Below are 22,251 nucleotides of genomic sequence, written 5' to 3' on the forward strand. Positions count from 1 at the left end.
AGACGCGGTCGCCCTGCGCTCACTCGCCGGTCAGAGAGGGATGATTGCCGTCGCTTTCCGGCTGTTTGCGGTCGGCGCCGGCGCGGAGCGCGCAGGGCGGGGATGCTCAGATCGGTACGCGTGTGTTCCGTCCGACGGGAACGAGCGAGCCGTGAACCTTGTCGACCACCGCCATGAGCGTGATATCGCCCGCGAGCTGGGAGGCCCGGCCCCCTACGACCCGGCCTGGCTGAACGGCCAGGGCCGTGCCCTGACCGTGGACGGCACTGCGGTGGCCCGGCTGTACGGGGCGGCCCGCGAGGGCTGCGACCACTGCCGCGAGGACTCGCTGGAAGAGCTGGGCCGGAATCCGGCCCAGGTGGCCGCGCTGGCCCTGTGGGCCTGCACGCGCGTGACGGACCTCTTCAACGGCCTGCCCGTGGAGATGCTGGAGAACGGCGACCCGGCCTTCCGTCGGCTGGCACAGGCCTACTCCGACAGCACCTTCCAACACGGCTCCGCGGTACGCGAGCTGACTGACCTGCACGAGGTCTGTCTGCGCCTGGACCCCAGCGCCCTGCAACCCGCCGCGGAACGGGCGCCGCAGGTGCTGCTCTCAGCCTTTGACCCGGCCCTGTTTGGCTCCCCGATCGGTGCCTACGCACCCGAGGATTGATGCGGGTGGCTGCGAAGCACTCAACGAGTGTCGTTTGTCGACGAGTTCGGATGTCATTCAATGCCTGCGGGCCTGCGAATGTAGGTGACTTTCGATGTCACGGGCGTGTCTCACGGCCGGGACATGACCCGACCGCTGGCGACCCTCGGACTCACGTGATCATTACCGGCCGAGCGCGAGAACGACAGAATCCTGCCTTAGCTCAGCAGGGGTCTACTTGTTCATATTTGACCTTACTGTTCGGGTCCAGAATTACACCAGAGGGCTCATCATCGCGATAAACATAGTACTCGTCGACGCCTTCGATCGGCTCAAGTCTTTTCGACGTGCGCACCCACGCAACCCCATTGCCGTCAATAAATAGCAGAGCATTGGAGATCATTGGCGCTCCAGAAGGAATATCCCTACGCAGCGGGTTTCCATGCCTATCCCACGCCTGACCGCCCGAAAGATTGGCGCTCCGTAGCGCAAACTGCGAACAAGGCGGCACGGCTCCCAAATGCGCCAAAATATGTATCCTGGGGACAGGCGCAAACCCGTCCGGGGGCATCTCGGATGGGAGTGCCACATCGACCTGCATCCTGACGTCTGATATTGGGTCCGGAGATCGGTTCATAACGATTACAGTTTGGCTCCAAGGGCCGCCATATCCGTCCCCTAGATAAAAAGTAACCTTAGACGCCTGCTCGCGTTCTCTCGCACGTGCGTCTTCACGGGACTGGGAAAGCTGGTCCTCCGAAACCAAGGCGCCGTAGTAGGTGGCAATTCCGGTGAAAATAATACCTCCAACGGCTGCTGCTGCCGCGATGACTGTCCCAAGCTGGACCCACCAATTCAGGCTGCGCCACCCTCTGGGCTCGGGCCCTTGAGCCCTCGCTCGCGGCCGGACACTGTCCGGGCGCGAGCGTTGCCGCGCCACCCTAAGCCTCACTTGTCGCCCTGGGTCAGTCCCCACTACTCTTCCCCCTTCGATGACGGGCGCGTGGCCCGCGTCCCCTTCTCCCATGTGCACCCAGCAAGTCCCCTCTGGGGGTTTTTGATTTCAAGGGGTCACATTAACTTTTCTCAATTCCCGTCCATCACAGCCCCCTCGCGGCCCTTGTTGCCGCCATCACAGCGATTCTGGTTAGTCACACAAAACAAATGCCGATTCAGTCAGGTCCCAAACTTCCGCTACCAATTGATCAATCCAGACATAGGGGCGAGGAGGGGTGGCCGACAGGACGCGGCGGTCTATAAATGCGCGCGGGTAACGGACGGCGGGGTGAGGGTCACGGGCAGGCCCTCGACGCCTCCCGGTTCTTCTCGATGAGCAGGTCGTCCGCCAGGTCCTCGTCCTCGGGCTTCAGTTCGACACTGAAGTAGTGGTGAACGGCCCGGTAGGCCCTCCTCACCGCGCGTTCCCGCTCCGCGCGCGGGGGCGTGAAGTTCACGAGGTCGAGGCCCTCGGTCTCCAGCACGATCGTCCGGTTCGCGTAGGGGGCCAGGACCTGCGACTCACCGGTGCCGAACAGTCCCAGCTGGGTCAACCGCCCCAACAGGCCGCCGAGATCGCGGACGCGGACGGGCGGGTCGATCGACAGGCGCAGCGCCAGCGTGCGCGGACGGGGCGGTCCGGCCGGGACCGCGGCGCTGGCCATGTCCGGCGGGCTGAGCGGCTCGGGCCGGCTGTCGAACTCGCGGAACGGCAGGTTGTTCCAGAGCCCACCGTCCACGTACGTGCCGCACGGCGGCCAGTCTCGGCGCATGTCCTGCACGACGTAGGGCTTGTAGATAAACGGCAGGCTCATCGAGATCCGCACGGCGTCGGACACCGGGAAGTCCGGCGTGTACTTGGCGGAGAACAGCTCGGTGCGACCGGTCGACAGGTTGGAGCCGGTCATGAGGAGTTCCTTGCCGAAGGCCTTGCGGTGCTCCCGGAAGGTGACCGAAGCAGACTTCGGGCGGTGTCCGACGCCTCGCATCCGCGTCACCAGCAACGTCTCCCAGGCGCGTCGCGCCGCCATCCCTGAGAACAGGCCCATGTCCCGGCCGAGAAAGGCGAGGTAGACCGGCCAGTTCTCGGCGAGGATCTTGAACGGCTGTTTGTCGCGCTTGCTCTCCAGGTCGAGGAGGTCCTTGGGAGCCGCCACCGCGAGCACCGCCATCAGCAGGAGCCGCAGCGGCGTCCCGGCGGCGGAGAGCGCCGTCCGCACCGCCTTCTCCTTCGTGGTCCACTCCGGGTACACGGCCACCCCGGGTGTGTCCGCCACCGGCCGCATCCGGGGCTCAGGTGGATCGAAGAACGCGTCGAAGTCCGTGGCACCCATGTACGTGGCGATCTGCTCGCTGTCCATGCCCGTGGACAGCATGAGCGCGGTGATGGCTCCTGCCGAGGCCCCGGCGAATCCCCTGACCTGCGGCATCACGTGCAGGTCCTCCAGGGCCCGGACGGCGCCGAGATACGCGTGCCCCTTGCCGCCGCCCCCCTCCATGGCCAGGTACCGGATGTCCTCGCGGCGCAGCGCGCCCTTCACGACGTAACCGGCTTCGGTGGCGGAGGGAACGTGGCCTCCGCGTTCGTCTTCGGCAGCACCGGGTCCGGATCGAGCCACACGAGCGTGGTCGGGAGCCGCACCTCCCATACGTCGCCGACCGGCACCCCCTCGTCCGGCGCCCCGGTCTGCGCCTGGATCTCCTTGGCCACCGATACGTACTCGGAGCTTTCGGGCGCGGGCGCTGCACCGCCGCCCCACGGCTTCCCGGTCCCCAGGAAGTAGAGCACCTGACGGTCCCGCCCCGGCCGGGCCGAAAGCACCACGCGCGCCGAGCCCGCGCGCAGGAACCGGGCGTAGTCGGGATCGGGGGAGTCGATGCCGCGCAGTTCGTCCCACCGGGCCTCCGCCGCCCACAGGTACGAGTACAGGACGTACGTGAGGTTCTCCCACTCGAAGGACTGCTCGATGAACTGGATCAGTCCGGCGCTCGCCCGCGTCTTCTCGATGTCGAGCCGCGGGCGGTGGTCGGCGTCGAACTCCAGCGCGCCGAAGCCCCGGTAGCGGGCGCCCAGCATCAACTCCACGACCTGGCGCTTGAGTTCCTCACGGACGACCCGCGCGTTCTCCGTCGGGCTGCGCCCCTCGATCCGGATGCCGGCCCGCACGTCCCGCTCGTCCCGCTCCTGGCGGTGGGCGCGCAGCAGCTCGAAGTAGGCGGCCCGCAGTTTCTCGTACGTTGCGGCGCGCCACTCCATGAGCGCCGCCTCCTGTCGCCAGCACACCACCCTGACCTGGACGGAGAGCAGTCCGTAGTTGGCGGCGAGCACGGTGATCGGCAGCTTGCCGGTGCGCCGGCCGGTGAGCTGTCCACCGATCGGCTTGGAGATCCAGCTGCGCTGGCCCCACGCGATCACCCGGTTCTTGACCGGGTCCTGGTCGGCGTCCGGGGGCGCGTTCGCGCTGTCCCCGATGGTGATCACGGCGGCCGGCGGGACGATGTCGCAGGAGGAGTTTCCCTGGGAGGTGTTCCAGGCGGGCTTCACCCAGTCGTCCTGATCCCAGGCCGACACCCAGCCCGCCCAATCGGCGGCGGCCTCGTACCCCGGAGGGACCACGACAGGGGAGCCCGCGACACTGCCGGTGCTGCTGGTCGAGCCCTCCAAGGGCGTGACCCAGACATCGTGCGAGGTCTTGTCGCTGGAGGGGTCGGCCTGCGGCACGTGGAGATAGCCGTGAGCAACGAGTTCGGGGGCCGGCGGCGCCGTGATCCCCATGGTGTGCCAGCGGGCGGCCAGCTTCAGGTAGTACCCCGGATCCGCCGGGTTCTCCGAGATGTCGGTGGGCAACAGCACCGGGGCGTCCGTGTCCTCGGGATCACCGGCGCGTGTGAACGGCTCCGGCTCCGGGGTGTCGTATCCGTCGTCGCTGCCGCGCCGCTCCCACCAGCGCACGTACGCGGCGGGCTCGGGCACCTCGAACTCCAGCAGGAACCGGTGCGGATACCGGTAGGTCCGCAACCTGATCACCTTGTCCACCCACCGGTACATGCCGCACACCGCGGTTTCCGCTGCCTGCAGCTGGTGGGTGTCCTTCGACTCGACGCGGGTGAGGGAGCGGGTCGTTCGCTGCTCGCTCACCCGCTCCTCGACCCGGTGCACGGCACGGTCCACCAGCTCGGTGGCCTGGCGCACGGCCTGACGGCCCGATTCCTCGGAGGAGAAGTCGAGGCTGCCGCCGAGATGGGTGGTCACCTGTGTCGGCCCGTACTGCCCCGAGGTGTCGACCTGTCCTTCCAGGTGCACCGAGGACGATGTCAGTTGAGCGCTCTCGGAGGAGAGTTCGAACCGGGCCGTCGACTGGCTGTCCAGCTCCTGTGTCTCGGCCCGCTCGGTGCCCATGGTCAGCGTGGTCTCGGTCTCGTCGAGCCGGGACAGCACGCGTTCCTTCAGCTCGTACGGGAGGGCGTTCTCGACGTGGGCGAGTTCGCCCGCCACGTAGCGGTTCCACTCCTGACGCACCACGTACAAATCGGCGAAACCGGGCTTGCGGACGAGCGCGGCGCGCAAAGGGCGGGGAAACAGCTTGTGGGGCAGCAGCACGAGCCGGTCGCGCAGCGCCCACAGCACGTCGTCCGCGAGTCTCAGCACGCCCCCGTTAAACAGGACCAGTTCCACGAGCCCCAACACCAGAATCGCGCGCTGCACCACGTGCTGGGTGGTCGGCTGGGCGTCGACGTGGGCCAACGCGACGAGCTGCTCGCCCAGAGCGGTGGCAGTGGCGTACAGGCCGTCGCCCACGGGAAACCCTGGCGGGTCGGAGGCCTCGTCGACCGGCTGCTGGACGGGGTCCCGGTCGAAGAACCGGTGGACGGCCGCGCGCACCTCGTCCGGCGTCGCGCGGTTGTCACCGCACAGCAGCCAGGAGTCCAGCTTCTCCAGCGCGTCGGCGGCCGGTACGCCGGTGTCCGCCACCGAGGTCATGGGCGGCGCCGCGGGGTCGATCCGCGGGACGACCTGTGCCGCCAGCGCCGCCACGGCGTCGTCCGCGGCCCTCGCCAACCGGTCGGGCAACGCCGAGCCCTCCAGCCAGGCCTCCAGGCGCAGCGAGGGCCGCGCCTGACGGTCAGGGCAGTGCCGTTGCGGCGCGCGGGCCACCTGGAACCGGGTCACTTCACTGGGCATGCCGAACGCCCCTTTGCCACTGACTGCCGTACACAGAAAGGGAATTGTGGCGTGACGCAGCCGTGCGGCACATGCGCAGAACGGCGGTTGATGGACACGCGTTGTGTCTGCTTGTGAGACCTGGGACACGAGTCACCTCGGGTCTGTGGTTTCCGGGCAACTTGAAGCCGGTGTCGACCCAGCTTTCCGCGCAGTCCCGCAGTGTCGATGGTGTTGCCGGGGCCGGATTGTTCTACCGATCCGCCGGGCCGTTGCCATCGGCCGGGTGAAGCAGGTCGTCTCCCTACGATCGTGGGATGTTTGAGTACCACGGATGGATCACGGTCAGGGGAACGGCAGCGGATGAGGACGATGAGCCTCGGCTGCAACAGATCGTCGATGGTCTTCGCCTTCGCATCGCCCGGATGGACAGCCCGTACTTGCTCGATCTCAGGTGGATGAACGGCGAGCCGTTTATCCACCTCGGCGGCTCTTCCAATCACCGCTCTTCGCCTGACGTTGCCGAACTGTTCGAGCATGTGGCGGTGGTCGCCCCTGGTTCCTACGGGCTCCTCCACCTTCGCGATGACGAGGAACCGGGTCACGAGAACGAGGTGCGCGTGCTGAGACTCGCCCGAGGGATGGTCACTCAGCACACGGAGGCACTGCTGTCCCCGTGCATCCCGACGGTGGAAGATCCCTCCCCAGGCTGACGCATCAGCGGCGCCCCTGGCAACGTTCATCAGCCGGTCCAGGGAGGATCCCCGCGGGCGCGGGGTCGACCCGGCGACGGTGGACGTGACACGGACGTAGTTCGGAGGATCCCCGCGGGCGCGGGGTCGACTGGCCGGCCGTGGGGCGGATATGGCGAGGTCGCGGAGAATCCCCGCGGGCGAGGGGTCGACTCCTGCGCGAGCTTGTGGACTGCCGCGTGTGTCGGAGGATCCGCGCGGGCTCAGGGTCGACGGCAAAAGCAGGTCTGACCTGCTGTTATCTCTCGGAGGATCCCCGCGGGCGCGTGGGTCGACGAGTCGGCGTCCGTGGCGGTGTCCGCCGCCGCCGGAGGATCCCTGCGGGCGCGGGGTCGACGAGCAGGCGACAAGCGGCTGATGCTGACCGCTCGGAGGATCCCCGCGGGCGCGGGGTCGACGCCGTGATGCCGCTGGATCGCGGCCCACGTCGAGGAGGATCCCCGCGGGCGCGGGGTCGACCTGAGCGAGGCCGGGTGGCACACCACCGAGGCGGGAGGATCCCCGCGGGCGCGGGGACGACGCCCCCTCCGCATGCCCGTACAGCTGCCCCAGGAGGATCCCCGCGGGCGCGGGGTCGACTCCCCTGCGGCGACCGACAAGGCGATGTGGAACGGAGGATCCCCGCGGGGGCGGGGTCGACTGTGCCGAAGACGGCGCGTACGCCGATCTCGTCGGAGGATCCCCGCGGGCGCGGGGTCGACGTTTTGTGGTGCTTTCGGTGCCCATGTGGCTCGCGGAGGATCCCCGCGGGCGCGGGGTCGACTCGAAGGGGTGAGGGAGCGGGGCGGCCGGCCTCGGAGGATCCCCGCGGGCGCGGGGTCGACACGGGGCGCCCGGCTACCAGCACCCTCTGAACAGCAGGATCCCCGCGGGCGCGGGGTCGACGGAGCCGCCGTTGTAGGTGGGGAGGGTGCGGCCGGAGGATCCCCGCGGGCGCGGGCGCGGGGTCGACCGGTCTCAACAGGCGAGAATCCCTCGCGTCGGCGGAGGATCCCCGCGGGCGCGGGGTCGACGTGTCCCGTACCGCAGAGCATCTGAAGCTCACCGGAGGATCCCCCGCGGGCGCGGGGTCGACAGCCGGGGGTCAGGGAGTACACAGACGTTCTCCGGAGGATCCCCGCGGGCGCGGGGTCGACTTTCCCACTCGACCGGAAACCTGGAAACCTTCAGGAGGATCCCCGCGGGCGCGGGGTCGACGTAGTCGGCGACCAGCTCCAGGAGTTCCTCGGCGGAGGATCCCCGCGGGCGCGGGGTCGACCGCGCCGACGCGGCGAAAGACCCCGGACTGATCGGAGGATCCCCGCGGGCGCGGGGTCGACGCTCTCGTCCCCTACGAGAACCTCCGCTCATACGGAGGATCCCCGCGGGCGCGGGGTCGACTGTGGCTGAGGTAGCGCCGACTGATCTGCGCTCGGAGGATCCCCGCGGGCGCGGGGTCGACAACGCGGTCATCGTCATCGGACGGATCCGTGCGGGAGGATCCCCGCGGGCGCGGGGTCGACTTCGTCACCGTGCCCGTGGTCAGGGGCACGCCCGGAGGATCCCCGCGGGCGCGGGGTCGACGAGCCCTGTGAGGGGATCGGTCCGTGAGTGGCCGGAGGATCCCCGCGGGCGCGGGGTCGACACTTCCTGAGCTGGGGCTTTATCGGGCGGGGCGGCTGTTTTCGTTTAGTTGTTTTTGGGGGCGGGCCGAAAGGATCAGTCCGTCGAAGTCGACGGGTTGCCAGCGGTCGCGGCCTGCGGTGCGTACGGCCCATCCCTGTTCGTTGGCGGCGGGTTCAATAAGGATGGCTTGGCCGTCGCCGATGCGGGTCGCCAGGAGTTCCCACAGGCGGTCGCGGATGCGGCGGCTTGGGTTGCCGACGAACACGCCGGCGCTGGCCTCGACCATCCAGCGGGTGAGGTGTCCTCGCAGTCCCTCTGGGGCGGCGATGAGGATGATGACGGTCATGGTGTGGGTTCGGTGTCGTCGATTTCGGGTCCGATGACCGCGATGTGGTTGTCGGTCATCCCGTGTGCTGACAGGTCTGCGTGGTTGGCGTAGTTGGTGCCGCCCGGGACGGCGCCGAGGTTTTCGTCCCACAAAAGGTTGGCCTCAGAGTCGTCGAAGTCCGTTCCTTCGGGGGTGAGCAGGTGCTTCACCTCGGTGACGATGCGGCCGAGGAGTTTGTCGCGAGCGATGAGGTCGCGAAGTCCCAGTCGTGCGTCGCGTTCCTCTGTGAGTCCTTGTGTGACGAGGTCGAAGGCGAGCGGAATGGTGTACTCGGCCTTGTACAGGTCTGCGATGTCCATGACGAAGGATGTGGCTTTGCCGGTGTGGACGAAGCCGAGTCCGGGGCTGGCGCCGAGTCCGATGATGACGGCGTGGCAGATGCCGTAGAGGGCGGCGTTGGCTGCGGACAGGAGGCGGTTGAGGTCGTCGCCTGCTGCGAAGGCGTCGCCGGCCTTGTAGTCGCGGCCGTTCCAGGGGACGCCGGTGCGATCCGCGTGGGCTCGGTAGAGCTTTCGGATGCGGGTGCCTTCACGGCCGCGAAGTTGTTGCATGGTGTGGGCGGAGACGTCTTCGCCGGGGAAGCGCATGTTGTACATGGCGCGGGCGACGGCGAGGCGTTCCTTGGGGCGGGTGACGAGCCAGGCTTGGCGGTGCAGGAGGCCGGCGCCGCGGCTGGGGCCGAGGCCGGCTGCGTACATGCGGACGCCTTGTTCGCCGACCCAGCACACAGTCGTGCCGGAGTCGGCCAGCAGACGGATCGCTCCGTGGGTGACGCGGGTGCCGGGGCCAAGGAGCATGACGGCGACCATGGCGGCGGGGACCCGGACGGTTTGTCGTTTGTTGATGATGACGACGGCGTTCTCGTCGCGGTCGAGATGGCTGCGCTCGACGTAGACGCTGGAGACGCGGTCGACGAGGCGGTGCAGGTCCTGGGGGTCTGCTTTCCACCAGATGTCAGGCACGGGTTCATGCCCCTTCGGGGAGCGGGGCGAGGGTGAGCAGTCCGCATCCGTATGCCTTGGAGGGGCCGATGCCGGTCAGGAGGCGTTCGGTGAGCAGGGCGGGGTCGGTGATGCGCAGGTGCCCTTCGAAGGTCACTGCGTTCATGACGACCTGGGCTTCCTTCGTACTGAGGGATCCTTTGCCGAAGGCCCGGCGTTGGCGGGTGGTGATGCGCACCTCGCGGGGCGGTTCGCCGTCGCTGTTGCGGGTGTCGTCCAGGTGGGGGGCGGTGGGGATGTCGAAGCCCCAGCGGGCGGTGCGGGTGAGGAACCAGTTGAGCTGGGCTGCGGCGGTGCGGTGGCCAAGGCGGAAACTGCGGCGCTCACCGGCGTCGATGCGTTGCTGTTGGCGCGGGGTGGGTTTGTCGGGCCGGCTGGTGTTCTGGACGGGGTTGGCGGTGAGGCGGAAGGCGAAGCTGCGGCCCGTTGCCAGTTGTTGCAGGAGGGGGGTGTAGTCGCGTACGGCGTAGTGCTCGCCGTCGGCGTCGGGCCAGCCTGCCTGTTCGACGAGGTGCGTCCAGTCGGGTTTGTCGGTGGTGAGGACGAACAGGTGGGGGCGGTGGGGGTTGTCCGCGTCCAGTCGCCACAAGGTGCGCTCTTCAGCGGGCAGGCCGGGGATACCTCCTTGGACGGCGGCGTGCAGGGCGCGTGGGCCGGCGAGGAGCTTGCGGCTTTCGGCGCGCAGCGGGTTGATGCGAATGCGGGAGAGATAGGGCATGTCGGTCACCAGCCCAGGAGGGCGAAGGGGTCGTGGCCGCCGCTGGTTGGGGGCCGTGTGGGGTCGGGTGTGAGGCCGGTGGGGGCTGAGAGGTAGGTGTGTGAGGTGCGGCGGGTGGTGTAGGTGCGGCGGGTGGGCGCGAAGGAGAGGGGCACGTCGTCGCGGACGTCGTCGCCTGCCGGGTCGTCGAGGGTGGCGGGCAGGTCGATGCGGGCGGCGTTGCCGTTCTGGCGTCCCCAGCGCTTGCGCACCGTAGAGGAGGCTTGCCAGGGTTCCGCGCGCAGAACGTCGTGGAGCGGGCCGGTGCGCTGTCCCAGGAGCAGGGGTTGTGCGGGTACGCAGGACCGGCGGCCCAGGGCGAGGGGGAAGGCGGGGTGGCGGACGGCGTGTTCGAGGGTGGTGATGAGTTCTTCAGGGCCTTCCACAGCGGCGAGGAAGACGGCGTCCTGGAGGTAGAAGCGCTGCGTGATGTGGGTGTGCTTGGCAGGTGAGGTGGGTTTTTGCAGGCCCTTGGCGGATACGGCGGCGGACAGGAGCGGCCGGCCCCGATGGTCGCTGACGGTGTGGTAGTCGCGCAGGAGGCTGCCGGGCTGGTCGATGCGGATGCCCAGGGCGAGCCCGGCAAGGTCGTCCACCGCGGCGTGCCGTGAGCGGCCGGCGGCGGCTGCGAGCAGACCCACGACTCCGGATTTGGTGGGTTCGGGCCGGGTTTCGCGCCGGTTGAAGGTACTGCGGTCGCCCCAGGACTGGAGCGGGCCGGCGAGCCGCAGCAGCAGGACGGAGGTGCGGCCGGAGGGTGTCACGCCTGTTCCCCCAGGGCGGTGGTGATGCGGGTACGCAAGGTGGCGCGCAGGTCGGCGAAGGCGACGGATTCCCCGAATGCCTGGGTGAGGGTCTCGACGGTGTCCTTGGTGCGGGTTTCGCGGGTGCTGAAGGTGTGGCTGGCCGCCGCGTAGAGAGGAGTGTCGCCCCAGACCTGGGTGGCGGTGAGGTGTTCCTCGGCGAGGCGACGGGCGGAGTTCGCCTGGATGCCGGCCGCGGCCGGAACGGGCTCTTCGAAGGCGGAGACCAGGTTGACGGGCTGGTCGGTGCGCACCACAACAGCAACGAGACTGGGCCGGGTCCGGTGGGCGAAGGAATTCCGGTAGCCGGTGGGGACGGACAGGGTGAAGCTGTCGACGAACCGGTCCAGGGCGTCGAGGGCGGCTTCGGTGTTGCCGCCGAGGTTGTCGGTGAGCTGGGCGAGCCCGACGGTGGCGTAGCGGTAGAGGGTGGCGGAGTTGAAGCCGATGGTGCCGATCATCCCGGCTCCGGTCTCCTCCTTCTCGTTCTTGTCGTCGACCGCGGTGAAGTAGTCGAATTCCAGCTGCGTCTCGTGGGTGGAGAGCGCGTGGGCGACCTGGACGGCGGCATCGACGTTGAGCTTGGGGATGTCGGCGACCATCCGGCCGAACAGGGCGACGCCCACCGGGTGCCCGGTGGTGAAGGTTTCCGCGACGGGCCATTCCTTGACCGCATCCGCCAGTGCCTTGTCGTCCAGGGCTGCAAGGTCGGTGGCCTCGTTGGTCACGAGGGCGGCTACGGCATCGAGCTGGGCGTTGCCGTAGAACAGGAGATAGGCCGTGTCGCTGGCCTTCTTGCCCTGGCTCAGGCCGAGCTGGGCGAGCAAGGCCGCAGCGATCCGGCCGGCGTCCTCACGTTCCAGAGCCGTGTTCTGCGTGATCCGGGTGGTGAGCTCACCGGTGAGACGCTTGGTGCGGGTGGCGCGATCGGCCTCGGGAGCTTGGTCGTCGAAGTGCTGACGGGTCGCCCGCTTCCACGCCTGGGAGGAGACCCGGGAGCGGCGGACGCCTCCGTAGATGGCTTCTTTGGGGTTGCCCTGGTCGTCCCGGTTGAGGTTGGCGGGCGGGACGGTCTGGACGACGTGCACGTCGATGTAGAGGCGCTGGGTCATCGAATGTTGCTCCAAGTCCTGTGAGTGGGTGGTGATCCGGGGCCGGCACCGGCGCGGGTGCGCGAACGAGCGCAGAAAGTGTGCGGCCGGGCGGCAGACGTCGTGCGTGCTGCTGGTCTCAGCGGCCGGATCGCGACGGTGTAGCCGGCTGGGTCCAGCCGTAGTAGTCCAGGCCCCAGCGGCGGCGCACGCGGGACCGGGCTTCGGGCCGGTTCCAATGGTGGAGATCGCCGACCAGGCGGTCGTAGTCGAGAGGCTGCTTGATGTCCTTGAGCTGGGTGACCAGACCGCGCAGACGCAGTTGCAGTGCCTGCATCGAAGTGGCGGAGAACGCCTGCTGGAAGCGCGAGTCGACTGCCTCATCACTGGTGCGCCCGTGACGCCGCAGCTCAAGCATGGCCCGGCCGAGGCTGACTCCGTCGCGGTGCATCGGCCGCTCCTGGCTCTGCTGGTGCAGCCCGTAGAGGGCAAGCGCCACGTGTTCGGCTTCCTGCTCGGCCGAGACCTCCCCGCGGCGGGCGGCGAAGTCATCGACCGGGCAGGTGTAGAACGGGAACATCTCCAGCACGGTGCCGGCGGGACGTCCCAGCCCACGGCGCAGAACCGCGAGGTCCTCGCCGGGCGGGCGCTGCATGGCCGCCGGGCCGTCCTTGCGCCGCCAGGTGCCGTCCGCGGCGATGTAACGGTGCCAGATTCTTTGCTTCGTGAGGTCTTCTTCGGTCATGTCCGTGTCCAGACGTGATGAGGGATGCGGTGTCGCGAAGGCATGGGAGGGCTCAGGTCGGGGCGTAAGAGACGTGGGCGTCCCAAGCAGCGCTTTGGCGCTTACTGGCCGACAGGGTGAGGGCTGCTGCGCCGGGCGGCCTCTGCCCGGTGGAGAATCTCCCCACGACGTTTGAGGAAGGACGCCTCGGCCAGCGGGACGCGGTGCGTGCGCTCGGGCTTGCCCTCCCCTTGGGAGACCTTCCTTCCCACGAACGCTTCAACCGGCACCGCCTGCAGAAGACGGTCCGCGACCTCCCAGCTGCGCCGCCACGCCAGCTGCTCCCAGGCGAGCTGTCCGGCCTCGATCCGTTCCAGGTCCTGCACACCGCGCATCCCGGCCAGCAACTGCCGAACCAGCGGGTCCAGGGCGTGCAGGACGAGTTCGCCGGGGCGCTGTCCCTTGTCCCAGGGGATGGGTTCGGCGCCCAGAGCCCGCCGCAGATCAGCCGAGAGGTGATTGACGGCCGTGGCCAACTGCTCTGCCTGTTCCGCCACTTCGAGCAGGGCGGAGCGGACGTCACTGTCCGCGTCGAGTGCGGCCAGCGGAAGGGGCAGCGCGTCGAACATCACGTCGTCGATGACGGCCGACTGGTTGCCGTACGCCATCCCGACAAGTTCCACGCGCAACGGGTACGCCTCCCCGAGATCGGGCGCCAGGGCACCGGCCTGGTCCAAGAGCCTGCTGGTGGCGAACCCGCTCGTTTTCTCTCCTGCTTCTCGAAACTGCCGTTCGGGCGCGAGGAGCGCGTCCAGCCCGCGCCACGCAGCCTTGCCTGGCTGAAGGCGCAACGGGCGGCGCGGCGCCGCGGCGGCGCCCTTGTTCTTGCTCGTGCTGCGGCTACCGGTGGGCTCCAGGCGCCACATGGTGTGCGGTTCGATCTCCGGCGCGTGCGGCATCCGGTCTCCCGCGGCGACCAGTACGCGCGCCACCCGCAGCCCTTCACCGCTGTTTTTCGGGACGAGCCGGATACGGCGGGATTGCCAGGTCCACAGGTCCAAGAGCCCATCGGGGACCCGCTCCTGCCACCGGGGAGTGCCTGCCGATCGAGGATCTGTGGGCTCACGCCTCCTCCACTGCGGCAGGTCGGCGGAGGTGGGCGGCGCTCCGACCGGAAGGTTCAGCAACAGCGTCTCGAACAGCGTCGCCCCGGCCAGCAGGGTGACACCCATCTGCCCGAGCGGGCCGGTCGGGTTGCCTGTGGTCTTGCCCGCTTTTGCCTTCGGGTCGCCCACGGCACCCGTTTTGATCGCCGCAGTGTCCCAGCACTGTGTATGCAACAGCCAGTGCGCCGCCTGCGCCGGAGTCAGCGAAAAGAGATCGCCTTCCGTGCGCGACGCGAACAGCGGCACATTGTTGCCGGTGGCGGCAGTCGCGACAATCAGGGCGGCGTTCTTCGTCTCGTCCTTCGCGCTACGCAGGCCACCGACCTGACCGAAGGGCTGCACCGGATCGAAAAGGTCGAACCGTTCACGGTGCGTGTCCAGATACGCCTCCAGCCTCGAACGCTGCTCCGGTGACCAGCGTCCGGTGGAGAACCAGCTCACCCACTCACGCTCGTCGGCCGGCCTGCCCAGAGCGTCGAGGATCACCGGCAGCAGAACCTGCCGCAACACGGCCGGCCTCTGGGTGGGGAGTTGCACCACGAGGTCGCCGAACTCGTGTGCCTCCAGCAACGCGGTACGCAGCGAGCGCTCTTGCGCTACTCCCCCTGCGGCCGGCGGTAAGAGCAGCCATGGATCGTCTGTCAGAAAAAAGCCATCAGTCATCGGTCCCCCCTTTGATGAAGCTTCTATGTTTAAGCTAGCAGCAGTGCCGAGGGGGGCACATGCTTTCTCCTCAAACAGGTGCGACAATCCGGCCGTTGACCCCAACCCTCGGGCCGTGACGGCCTGAGGCCCGGGGATGATCCCCTTCTGTGTTTGCACAGCGGATCGGGACCCGCCTCGACCCCGCGCCACGCGGGGCACCGGGCCGCCGGGCGCCAGCCCGGCGGCCCACCGCACCCACGCAAACCGCGCGACAGGCCCCGGAGTGTCTACTCCTGCCGGAGCCCGAACTCGTCGTCGTAGGACACCGTGAGGTCACCCAGCCGGGCCCTGCGTGAGGCGTCCAGCACCAGAGCACGGCTGTGACGCAACCACGGATGCCCGTGCCAGCCGGGCAGTGGCTGCAACTGCGCGGCCGCTTGCGTCAACTTCGGCGGCAGACGCACCACCGAGCCCAGCACCTCCTCCAGCACCTCCGGCGCCACCTCACCATTGACGCTCAAGGCCCGTCCCGCCAGCGTCCTGAAGACCGCATCGTCCTCCTCCCGGACCACCAGGACGACCTCGACGGATTCGTCACCATCACGCACCGCGGCCTGCAGTGAGTCCTCGTTGCTGCCCGCGGTGGAGCCGCCGTAGTGCAGACCTGCCAGCGTCCGCTTCTCGTGCTCACCGGGCGCGGTCAGCAAGAACTGCCGTGCGTTCTCGGCACGCGTTCGGTCCCTGCTCTCCTGCTCCCGGCATGCCTCTTCGCCGGCCTCCCGCCACATCTGGGGCAGCAGCGACGCATCCGCCCCATACACCCTGGCCACCACCTCAGGCACGTCGCCTGGAACCGACCACACCTCACCCGCGCCGGGCAGCACCGCCGCGGTGCGCAGCAGCAGATGGCGCCCGTAGATCATCTCGCTGGCGAACGCGAACGCCGGCTCACGGCCTTCACGCGGCTCGAACCCGGTGAGGAACACCTGCGGCACGCGCAGCCTGTCCGGACGCCAGGTGTCCTCGTGCCGGTGCAACCGGCCGATGCGCTGCAACAGCAGGTCGACGGGCGCCAGATCCGTGACGAGCAGGTCGGCATCGACGTCGAAGGACTGCTCGGCAAGCTGAGTCGCCACCAGGATCAACCGGCCATCCCTGGGCCGCGGTGTGCGCGGACCCAGCAGGCGCAGGCTCTCCTCCGTCAGATCGGCGCGCCGGGCCACGGTGAAGCGAGCGTGCAGAAGCCGCACTTCGTCCCTGCCGAACCGCCCGCGCAACTCCTCATAGAGGCTCTGTGCCCGCGCAACGGAGTTACGGATGACCAGCGCGGTTCCCCCGTCGGCGAGCTCGCTCGCCAGCAGGTCCCCTACCCGCGCATCCGCCTCGCCCTGCAGCCGTTCGCGCTCCTGACGCGAACGATGTGCACCGGGCACCGCCTCGGGCACGATCCGCACCCGCACGCCGAGGTCCTCGCGCCAACTGCCGGTCGCATCCATATGGATCTGCGGCTCCCCCGAGGCCGGCAGCCATGCGGCCGTGACGCTCGGGTACCCCGACGGCACAGGCACCTGGACCCGGAGCTCCTCCCGTGAGGCCGCACCGGCCAGGTACGCCTCGACCAGCGCCTGGCGCTGCGCGGGTGCCAGCGTCGCCGACAGGACGAGCACCGGCACCCCGGCCTGACCCAGCCAGCGCAGCGCCTCTTGCAGAAACTGGCTCATGTACACGTCGCACGCGTGCACCTCGTCCAGGATCACGACCTTGCCGGCCAGGCCCGCCATGCGCAGCATCACATGCCGTGTACGGGTAGCCGCGTACAGAAGCTGATCGATCGTGCCGACCACGAACGGGGCCAGCAGCCCGCGCTTCGATCCCAGAAACCACTCCGCGGGCGCCCGCCGCTCCGGCACATCACGCGCCTCGGACTCGACTCCGTACGGGTCGTCCTCCAGCCCGAACTCGTCCACCCCGCAAAATGCCTCGTCCGCATACGCGCCGGCGTCCTCAAGCAGAGCTTTCCACTCCCGGTTGAACGCCCTCTTGCCGTGCAGCAGCACCACCCGGGACGCCAGGTGCTCGTCGACCGCCTCCAGCCACCGACGTGTACGGGTGAACATGGGATCACTGGTTGCCTGGGTCGGCATTCCCACGAACACGCCATCCGCGCCGAACCTGGCAGCCAGGACTTCCGCCGCAGACTGAGCAGCCTCCGTCTTGCCCTCACCCATCGGCGCTTCGACCACCACGATCCCCGGACTGCCCATGCGGCGAACCGCCTCGCCTACCATGGCCTGCGAGGGCCGCGGCGCATACCCGAACCGGTCCCGGAACGCCTCCGGCCCCGGCACGGCCAAAGCACCCCAACCGCCCTGCAACCCCAGAGCCTGCCACGCCGACGCCGCCCGCTCACGGGAAGCATCCAGACTCACCAGCCGCAGATCGTCCACACCCACGAAGAACCGCTCATCACTGGCAATCCAGTCCGCCATCACCACCAAGCCGCTGAGCTGCAACTGAAGCGCCCTGGACGGAACCACCACGGGCTCCACTTCGCCGAGGCCCCCGAACCCGATCTCCTGGGTGAACACATCAAGCACAGCCTGCTGGACCTGACGCCACGTTCCCCTCCCCCGCAACTGCCCCTTCGCGTGACGCGGTTCCTGCACATCCCGCAGCGAAGGGAACGCACCATGGTGTCCAGCCACCAGCGGCCACACCCAGTCCAGTTGCCTCACATCCCAACCGGCCCCGGCCAGCACCTCCCGCGTTATCAACCCACCCGCCCAGTCGTGACGCCACCGCCTCTGCTGCTTGGCTCCCGCCACAGCAGCCGACTCCACCCATGTCAGCCCCGACCTGCGCACAGCCTCCGCTCCCTCGGGCCACAGACGCTGATGCGCCGGCGTCACCTTCCCGCAGTCGTGAGCTCCGCACAACCAGACGAACAACCGCCGCCCGCGCCCCGGCCCGCCCGCGACCTCATCCAGCGCCAAGCACGTCGAACGCGCAAGGAAGCCGTCCCACAACAGCTCCGCAACCGCCGCAGTATCCACAAGATGCGCAAGCAGAAGATTCGTTGCACCCCCTGCCCGCTCCCGCGACTTCCCCCACAGCGTCTCCAGAGCCCGCACCACAACCGGCCCGTAACGCTCGCTCAACTCCCGAACATCCACCGTGCCCCCGCCTGCTTTCAGAATTGGGCTCCAAACCCTAGAAACCGCCACTGACAAGACGACATGACCTGCGGAAACAATCAGAGAGCTGCGCGTGATGCGACGGAGTACCACTGCGGGCGTGGGGGCGACTCGTAGCGGAACCATCCGAACGACGTGGTGAGCGGAGCATCCCCGCAAGCGCGGGGTCGACCGCATGTACGACGGACGCCACTGGGACGCGTCCGGAGCATCCCCATAGGCGCGGGGTCGACGTGTGGTCGTGCAGGTACAGGTGCATGGGTCGCGGAGCATCCCCGCAAGCGCGGGGTCGACTTGACGAAGCTCGTCTGGCTCGGCTCCAACGTTGCCTGACACCACGCTTGAGGACCACATCAGCGATCGGCTGCACGCCAGTCCACGTGCGCGAATCAGCCGTCTGTTCCCTTCCGCCATTCATCGCGCACACGCCGCAGGGAACGGATCGCCCGTACTGTGCGGTTCGCCAAGTCGGGAATTTGATTCAGGGCGTAGCGGACGCCCATCACCGCACCGCCGAGTACGGCCATCACCGTCGTGAAGTGACCCACTGCATCCATCCGGAAAGACTCACCCTTCGCCCAAGGTGATCGTCCGGTGGCTAGGCATGCTCGGATCGACCACCAAAAATGATGATCAAGCCGAGATTGAGCCCGTACGCCGCTTCTCGCGGTATTCGATTGTGGCGAACTACGCCTTCCCGGGGCTGATCCCCTTGGGGGGCCCTCTCCGCAGGCAATACGGCAAGTCGTCGAGAGAGTCCCAATCCGGTAGCGTTCACCACCCCACCGCCCAGCACACCCAAAACACTTGTACCGTTATCAATCTGTGACTTACTGTTGGAGCCATCTCCGGCGTGCCCGGACACAGACCACAACGCCCCGCAGCCCCACCGCCTGCGGGGCGTTTCCTCGTTATGAGGTTCCGTCACCTAGGCGGCCGTGTCCTCGGTGTGCTCAGAGTCGGCCGTCTTGGGCAACGCGTAGACTTCAAGCGCCACGAATCGAGCGCTCTCGACGAAATCTCGCACAGCGGCGGGCGTCACTGCATCGAAACCGTGTATCGCCCGATTGCGTAGCTGGCGCAGATCCTGAGAGACCGAGAGCGCGCCTGAGGAAAGCCCCAGGTCGGTCAATCTTGCGATGCGCCTCTCGATGATCGGTGGCCGCATCACTCCTCTTACAGACTGAGGCACACCTCCGCGCTCCGCGAACGCCTTGTCGCAAATCGACTCCAGCACAATCCAAGCCGTGAGAAACGCCCTAATCGGTGAAGCGTCGGCCACATCCCACGCTTCTTGGAAGATGCCGAACCGAGACTGTCGCTCTCCCCCGGGGCCTGCCGCCGTCGGCTCGGCCGATCCGGATGCAGCCGCCAACTCCTCCGCCTTCGCACCGGAGCATCCCCGCGGGCGCGGGGTCGACTGCGGACACCCCGTCACCCCGCTGGTTGACCAGGGAGCATCCCCGCGGGTGCGGGGTCGACCGGATGGTGTGCATGCCGATCGTCCACACGCCCGGAGCATCCCCGCGGGTGCGGGGTCGACGTCCGGTCAGGGGTCCCGGAGGGCCGGCCCGGCGGAGCATCCCCGCGGGTGCGGGGTCGACGGAGTCCTCGAACAGCTCACCACAGTTGCCGGAGGAGCATCCCCGCGGGTGTGGGGTCGACAACTCGTGCTCCGGCATGTTCAGCGCGTTACCCGGAGCATCCCCGCGGGTGCAGGGTCGACGCCTTCTGTGTTTCGGCCGGCATCGCGGACAGCGGAGCATCCCCGCGGGCGCGGGGTCGACCTGGGCCTGCGCGATCTGCCGGGCCCCGTTACGGGAGCATCCCCGCGGGTGCGGGGTCGACCGCTTGCCGGAGTCGAACGCGGCTTGAGCCCCGGAGCATCCCCGCGGGCGCGGGGTCGACTAGCCCTCGCCACTGAGTGCGGCGTAGAACCGCGGAGCATCCCCGCGGGCGCGGGGTCGACTGGCTGGCCCTCGCGCAGTGGACCTCCATCGACGGAGCATCCCCGCGGGCGCGGGGTCGACGGACGTGATCGGCAGGTCCGTCTCGGGCAGGCTGGAGCATCCCCGCGGGCGCGGGGTCGACATCTTCTCCACCATCCGCGGGAAGATCAGCGACGGAGCATCCCCGCGGGCGCGGGGTCGACACTTGCTGAGCTGGGACTTTACCGGGCCGGGTAGCTGTTTTCATTCAGTTGCTTTCTCTCGGCATGAAGGAGCAACTCCCGGCGACAGCGATGACGAGCAGCGGGGGCCCTGGGACTTCAGCCCGCATCGACAAGCACAAGCGTGGAACAACGGAAAGGTTATTCACACAAGTCAGCAGGTTGAACGGGTTTATCGCAGGAGGCCTGCTGCAGTGAAGTCATGGCGGACGAGGTCGTCGTGCACCGGTGGGCCGGCCGTCTTGCCCTTGCCGCGCTTCGTGCCGAATACGCTCCACCAAAGGTTCTCCCCGCAGATGCGCCAGGCATCCCGGTCCGCCATCACGGCCCCGGCATCGTGTTCTTCGTCGGCAAGGAAGCGCTAGCCGAACTCCGGGTCGTTACGGTGCGCATCGAACAGCGCGTTCGCGCGGTAGGCCTCCCCCGGCATGGCATCGGCGCTTCACGGCGTGGCGGCGCGGCACTTGGTACCAGGACAGTGCGGCTGACGCTGAAAAACAACACGACATTTCCCTGCGCGTTCAGAGAGGATGGACAGAGGTATCGGCGGCCTGGCTAGGGTTCCGCCGCAATTCTCGCGTAAGGGGGAAGGAAATGCGTAAACATATGATCACCATCCTCATCACCACTGCGGCCGTGGTGATGAGCGTGGCTCCGGCGGCGTCGGCGCTTGCGCTGCCATGGGACAGCCACCGAGTTCAGCCCGCTGGTCATTGGGAAGGCGGCGTCGCACCCACCGGCCACCACGAGGGCAATCTCACGCCTGCCGGTCAGCACGACAACTGATGTTCTGTCGGGGATACCCGTCAGCAGCCAGGGCGTGGCCGTCGCGTAGCACGTAGCAGTCGCCGTCGTCGACACACTGGCTTACGGCGAGCGATCTCCGCCCGCGGCATCCGGCGAGCAGTTCCCGAACCTGGTTGCGCCCGCCCATTTTCCTTGTTCGGCTCGGACCGGGCCACGTAGCATGCAGCCATGGGGTCAAGTCTGGGCGAGGGTGATGGTTGCGAACTGCCCGCCACCGCTGTCTGCTGGCTCACCGACGATCCACAACCGGGTCTGGTCCTGGTGGAGTTCGCCGACGCTTACGACCGCCCTCACCAATTGGTCGGCAAAACCGCCTACTTCAACGGGGACCTACTGTCGACGTCGGATTACCCATGCCCGACCAGCATCCAATGCACAATCGAAGACGTCACTGACGACATCGCCACAGTGAGCACGTGGTGGCTGGAGGGCGGCCCCAACAACACACGTTTCATCTTCGACGTCTGGCTGGACACGCTCAAGCCGACCGCCGACATCTGACAGGCACCTTCGTCCAGAACTTCCGGTACTGGGTCAAGCACCGGAGCCCAACCGGCTGGCTCCACAGCCAGCTACCGCGGTCACACACACCGAAGGAATTCGTGGCACGAGGACGGGACCTCGCTAACGCGTCTGGCTCCAGCGATCGAATGCACGGAGGCATTGCCCTTCGTGGACGGCGGCGAGTGGGGCAGCGACATCCGCTTCTTCGGTTGGCCCGTGGACGCACCCGTCAGGGGCGCCGCCCGGGTGGATCTGCCCCGGACCGCGCCCCCTCCCCCGCCCCCCGAACCGGGTGGCAGGACCCGCTCGACGGTCAGGTCAACGGATTACTGCACCCCGACGACCACTGATGAGAGCTGATCTTGTTGTTCGCGTTGATCCTGCTGCCACCGTCCTCGACGAGGGTGTTGTCCCTCAGGTCGTCCACGTACAGCTCACCGCGGCGCAGACAGCCGATGTGGCCGTCGGCGCCCTTGTTCTCCCAGAACTACACGTTGTTGACACCGCCGGAGTAGGTGCCGGTGTTCAGCAACGAGGTCGCCTTGTCGTTGGACTGACTACGGAAGGGGCCGGTGGTGTCGTTCCAGTGAACGATACGGAGCTGGGCACTCCGGTGGTGCTCGCCCGCCCCCTGGAGGGCTTTCGCCTACTGTCGTCGGTAATCAGCGCCGGGCAGCTGGCCGGTGCCAAGAGCACCCCGGTCAACGCGACCTTCACACGCTCGCCCGGCGGCGGCCGCGGGGCAGTGGGCGGTGCTGCCCGGCGGCGGCCGCGGGGCAGTGGGCGGTGCTGCCCGGCGGCCCGCGCCCGGACGCCGACCGGCGCGACGTCGCGATGGCGGCCCGCCGCCTG

Annotated in this window: 16 protein-coding genes and 2 CRISPR repeat arrays; of the genes, 5 read left to right on the forward strand and 11 right to left on the reverse strand. The window is 68.3% G+C overall.

Annotated elements, in window-relative coordinates; all coding sequences use genetic code 11:
* Positions 1-151 precede the first annotated feature (151 nt).
* A complete protein-coding gene (locus tag J8N05_RS19275) occupies positions 152-655 on the forward strand; it encodes an Erv1/Alr family FAD-linked sulfhydryl oxidase (protein WP_210884413.1) in 504 nt (167 codons plus the stop codon).
* 1,271 nt (positions 656-1,926) lie between these two features.
* On the opposite strand, the gene J8N05_RS19280 is transcribed toward J8N05_RS19275, so the two are convergent.
* Together J8N05_RS19280 and J8N05_RS19285 are read right to left on the reverse strand one after the other, a co-directional pair.
* On the reverse strand, positions 1,927-3,171 hold the full coding sequence (locus tag J8N05_RS19280) for a patatin-like phospholipase family protein (RefSeq protein WP_210884415.1): 1,245 nt from the start codon (positions 3,169-3,171) through the stop codon (positions 1,927-1,929).
* The gene (locus J8N05_RS19285) at positions 3,168-5,813 is read right to left on the reverse strand and encodes a hypothetical protein (protein WP_210884417.1); all 2,646 of its coding nucleotides are present in this window, start codon (positions 5,811-5,813) and stop codon (positions 3,168-3,170) included. Before J8N05_RS19285 ends, J8N05_RS19280 begins: the two co-directional genes overlap by 4 nt.
* 296 nt (positions 5,814-6,109) lie before the next feature.
* Between J8N05_RS19285 and J8N05_RS19290 the strand changes: the two genes are divergently transcribed.
* Positions 6,110-6,505: an Imm7 family immunity protein gene (locus J8N05_RS19290; protein ID WP_210884418.1), complete on the forward strand. Its 396-nt coding sequence runs from the start codon at positions 6,110-6,112 to the stop codon at positions 6,503-6,505.
* 348 nt (positions 6,506-6,853) lie between these two features.
* Positions 6,854-8,168: a CRISPR direct-repeat array (repeat unit 28 nt; unit sequence GGAGGATCCCCGCGGGCGCGGGGTCGAC).
* 18 nt (positions 8,169-8,186) lie between these two features.
* Here J8N05_RS19290 and cas2e read toward each other — a convergent pair.
* The 9 genes from cas2e to J8N05_RS19335 all read right to left on the reverse strand — a co-directional run bounded on the left by cas2e (position 8,187) and on the right by J8N05_RS19335 (position 19,086).
* A complete protein-coding gene (gene cas2e, locus J8N05_RS19295; protein ID WP_210884419.1) occupies positions 8,187-8,495 on the reverse strand; it encodes a type I-E CRISPR-associated endoribonuclease Cas2e in 309 nt (102 codons plus the stop codon).
* Complete coding sequence (gene cas1e, locus J8N05_RS19300; RefSeq protein WP_210884421.1) at positions 8,492-9,499, reverse strand: type I-E CRISPR-associated endonuclease Cas1e; 1,008 nt, start codon at positions 9,497-9,499, stop codon at positions 8,492-8,494. Before cas1e ends, cas2e begins: the two co-directional genes overlap by 4 nt.
* 4 nt (positions 9,500-9,503) lie before the next feature.
* Entirely contained in the window at positions 9,504-10,256 is a 753-nt protein-coding gene (gene cas6e / locus J8N05_RS19305; protein ID WP_210890259.1) for a type I-E CRISPR-associated protein Cas6/Cse3/CasE, read from the reverse strand.
* 5 nt (positions 10,257-10,261) lie between these two features.
* On the reverse strand, positions 10,262-11,059 hold the full coding sequence (gene cas5e, locus J8N05_RS19310; protein WP_210884423.1) for a type I-E CRISPR-associated protein Cas5/CasD: 798 nt from the start codon (positions 11,057-11,059) through the stop codon (positions 10,262-10,264).
* Positions 11,056-12,210 carry a type I-E CRISPR-associated protein Cas7/Cse4/CasC gene (cas7e, locus tag J8N05_RS19315; RefSeq protein ID WP_210884442.1) on the reverse strand — a complete coding sequence of 385 codons (1,155 nt, stop codon included), beginning with the start codon at positions 12,208-12,210 and terminating at the stop codon, positions 11,056-11,058. The genes cas5e and cas7e overlap by 4 nt, the downstream gene beginning before the upstream one ends.
* A 118-nt stretch (positions 12,211-12,328) precedes the next feature.
* Positions 12,329-12,934, reverse strand: a complete 606-nt coding sequence (gene casB / locus J8N05_RS19320) for a type I-E CRISPR-associated protein Cse2/CasB (RefSeq protein ID WP_210884443.1) — start codon at positions 12,932-12,934, stop codon at positions 12,329-12,331.
* Positions 12,935-13,035: 101 nt separating this feature from the next.
* Positions 13,036-14,742, reverse strand: coding sequence for a type I-E CRISPR-associated protein Cse1/CasA (gene casA / locus J8N05_RS19325; protein ID WP_210884444.1), 1,707 nt, complete (start codon positions 14,740-14,742; stop codon positions 13,036-13,038).
* A gap of 269 nt (positions 14,743-15,011) precedes the next feature.
* Positions 15,012-17,882, reverse strand: a complete 2,871-nt coding sequence (cas3, locus tag J8N05_RS19330; RefSeq protein ID WP_247706344.1) for a CRISPR-associated helicase Cas3' — start codon at positions 17,880-17,882, stop codon at positions 15,012-15,014.
* Between the two features lie 964 nt (positions 17,883-18,846).
* Positions 18,847-19,086 (reverse strand): hypothetical protein, encoded by a 240-nt coding sequence (locus tag J8N05_RS19335; RefSeq protein WP_210884450.1) that lies wholly within the window; start codon positions 19,084-19,086, stop codon positions 18,847-18,849.
* Positions 19,087-19,311: 225 nt separating this feature from the next.
* Positions 19,312-20,070: a CRISPR direct-repeat array (repeat unit 28 nt; unit sequence GGAGCATCCCCGCGGGCGCGGGGTCGAC).
* A gap of 220 nt (positions 20,071-20,290) precedes the next feature.
* Here J8N05_RS19335 and J8N05_RS19340 point away from each other — a divergent pair.
* The 3 genes from J8N05_RS19340 (at position 20,291) to J8N05_RS19350 (ending at position 21,396) form a co-directional block, all read left to right on the forward strand.
* On the forward strand, positions 20,291-20,647 hold the full coding sequence (locus J8N05_RS19340) for a hypothetical protein (RefSeq protein WP_210884451.1): 357 nt from the start codon (positions 20,291-20,293) through the stop codon (positions 20,645-20,647).
* A 47-nt stretch (positions 20,648-20,694) separates the two neighbouring features.
* Positions 20,695-20,874: a hypothetical protein gene (locus tag J8N05_RS19345; RefSeq protein WP_210884452.1), complete on the forward strand. Its 180-nt coding sequence runs from the start codon at positions 20,695-20,697 to the stop codon at positions 20,872-20,874.
* A gap of 189 nt (positions 20,875-21,063) precedes the next feature.
* On the forward strand, positions 21,064-21,396 hold the full coding sequence (locus J8N05_RS19350) for a hypothetical protein (RefSeq protein ID WP_210884454.1): 333 nt from the start codon (positions 21,064-21,066) through the stop codon (positions 21,394-21,396).
* Positions 21,397-22,251 lie beyond the last annotated feature (855 nt).

The sequence above is a fragment of the Streptomyces liliiviolaceus genome (genome assembly GCF_018070025.1).
GTDB lineage: Bacteria > Actinomycetota > Actinomycetes > Streptomycetales > Streptomycetaceae > Streptomyces > Streptomyces liliiviolaceus.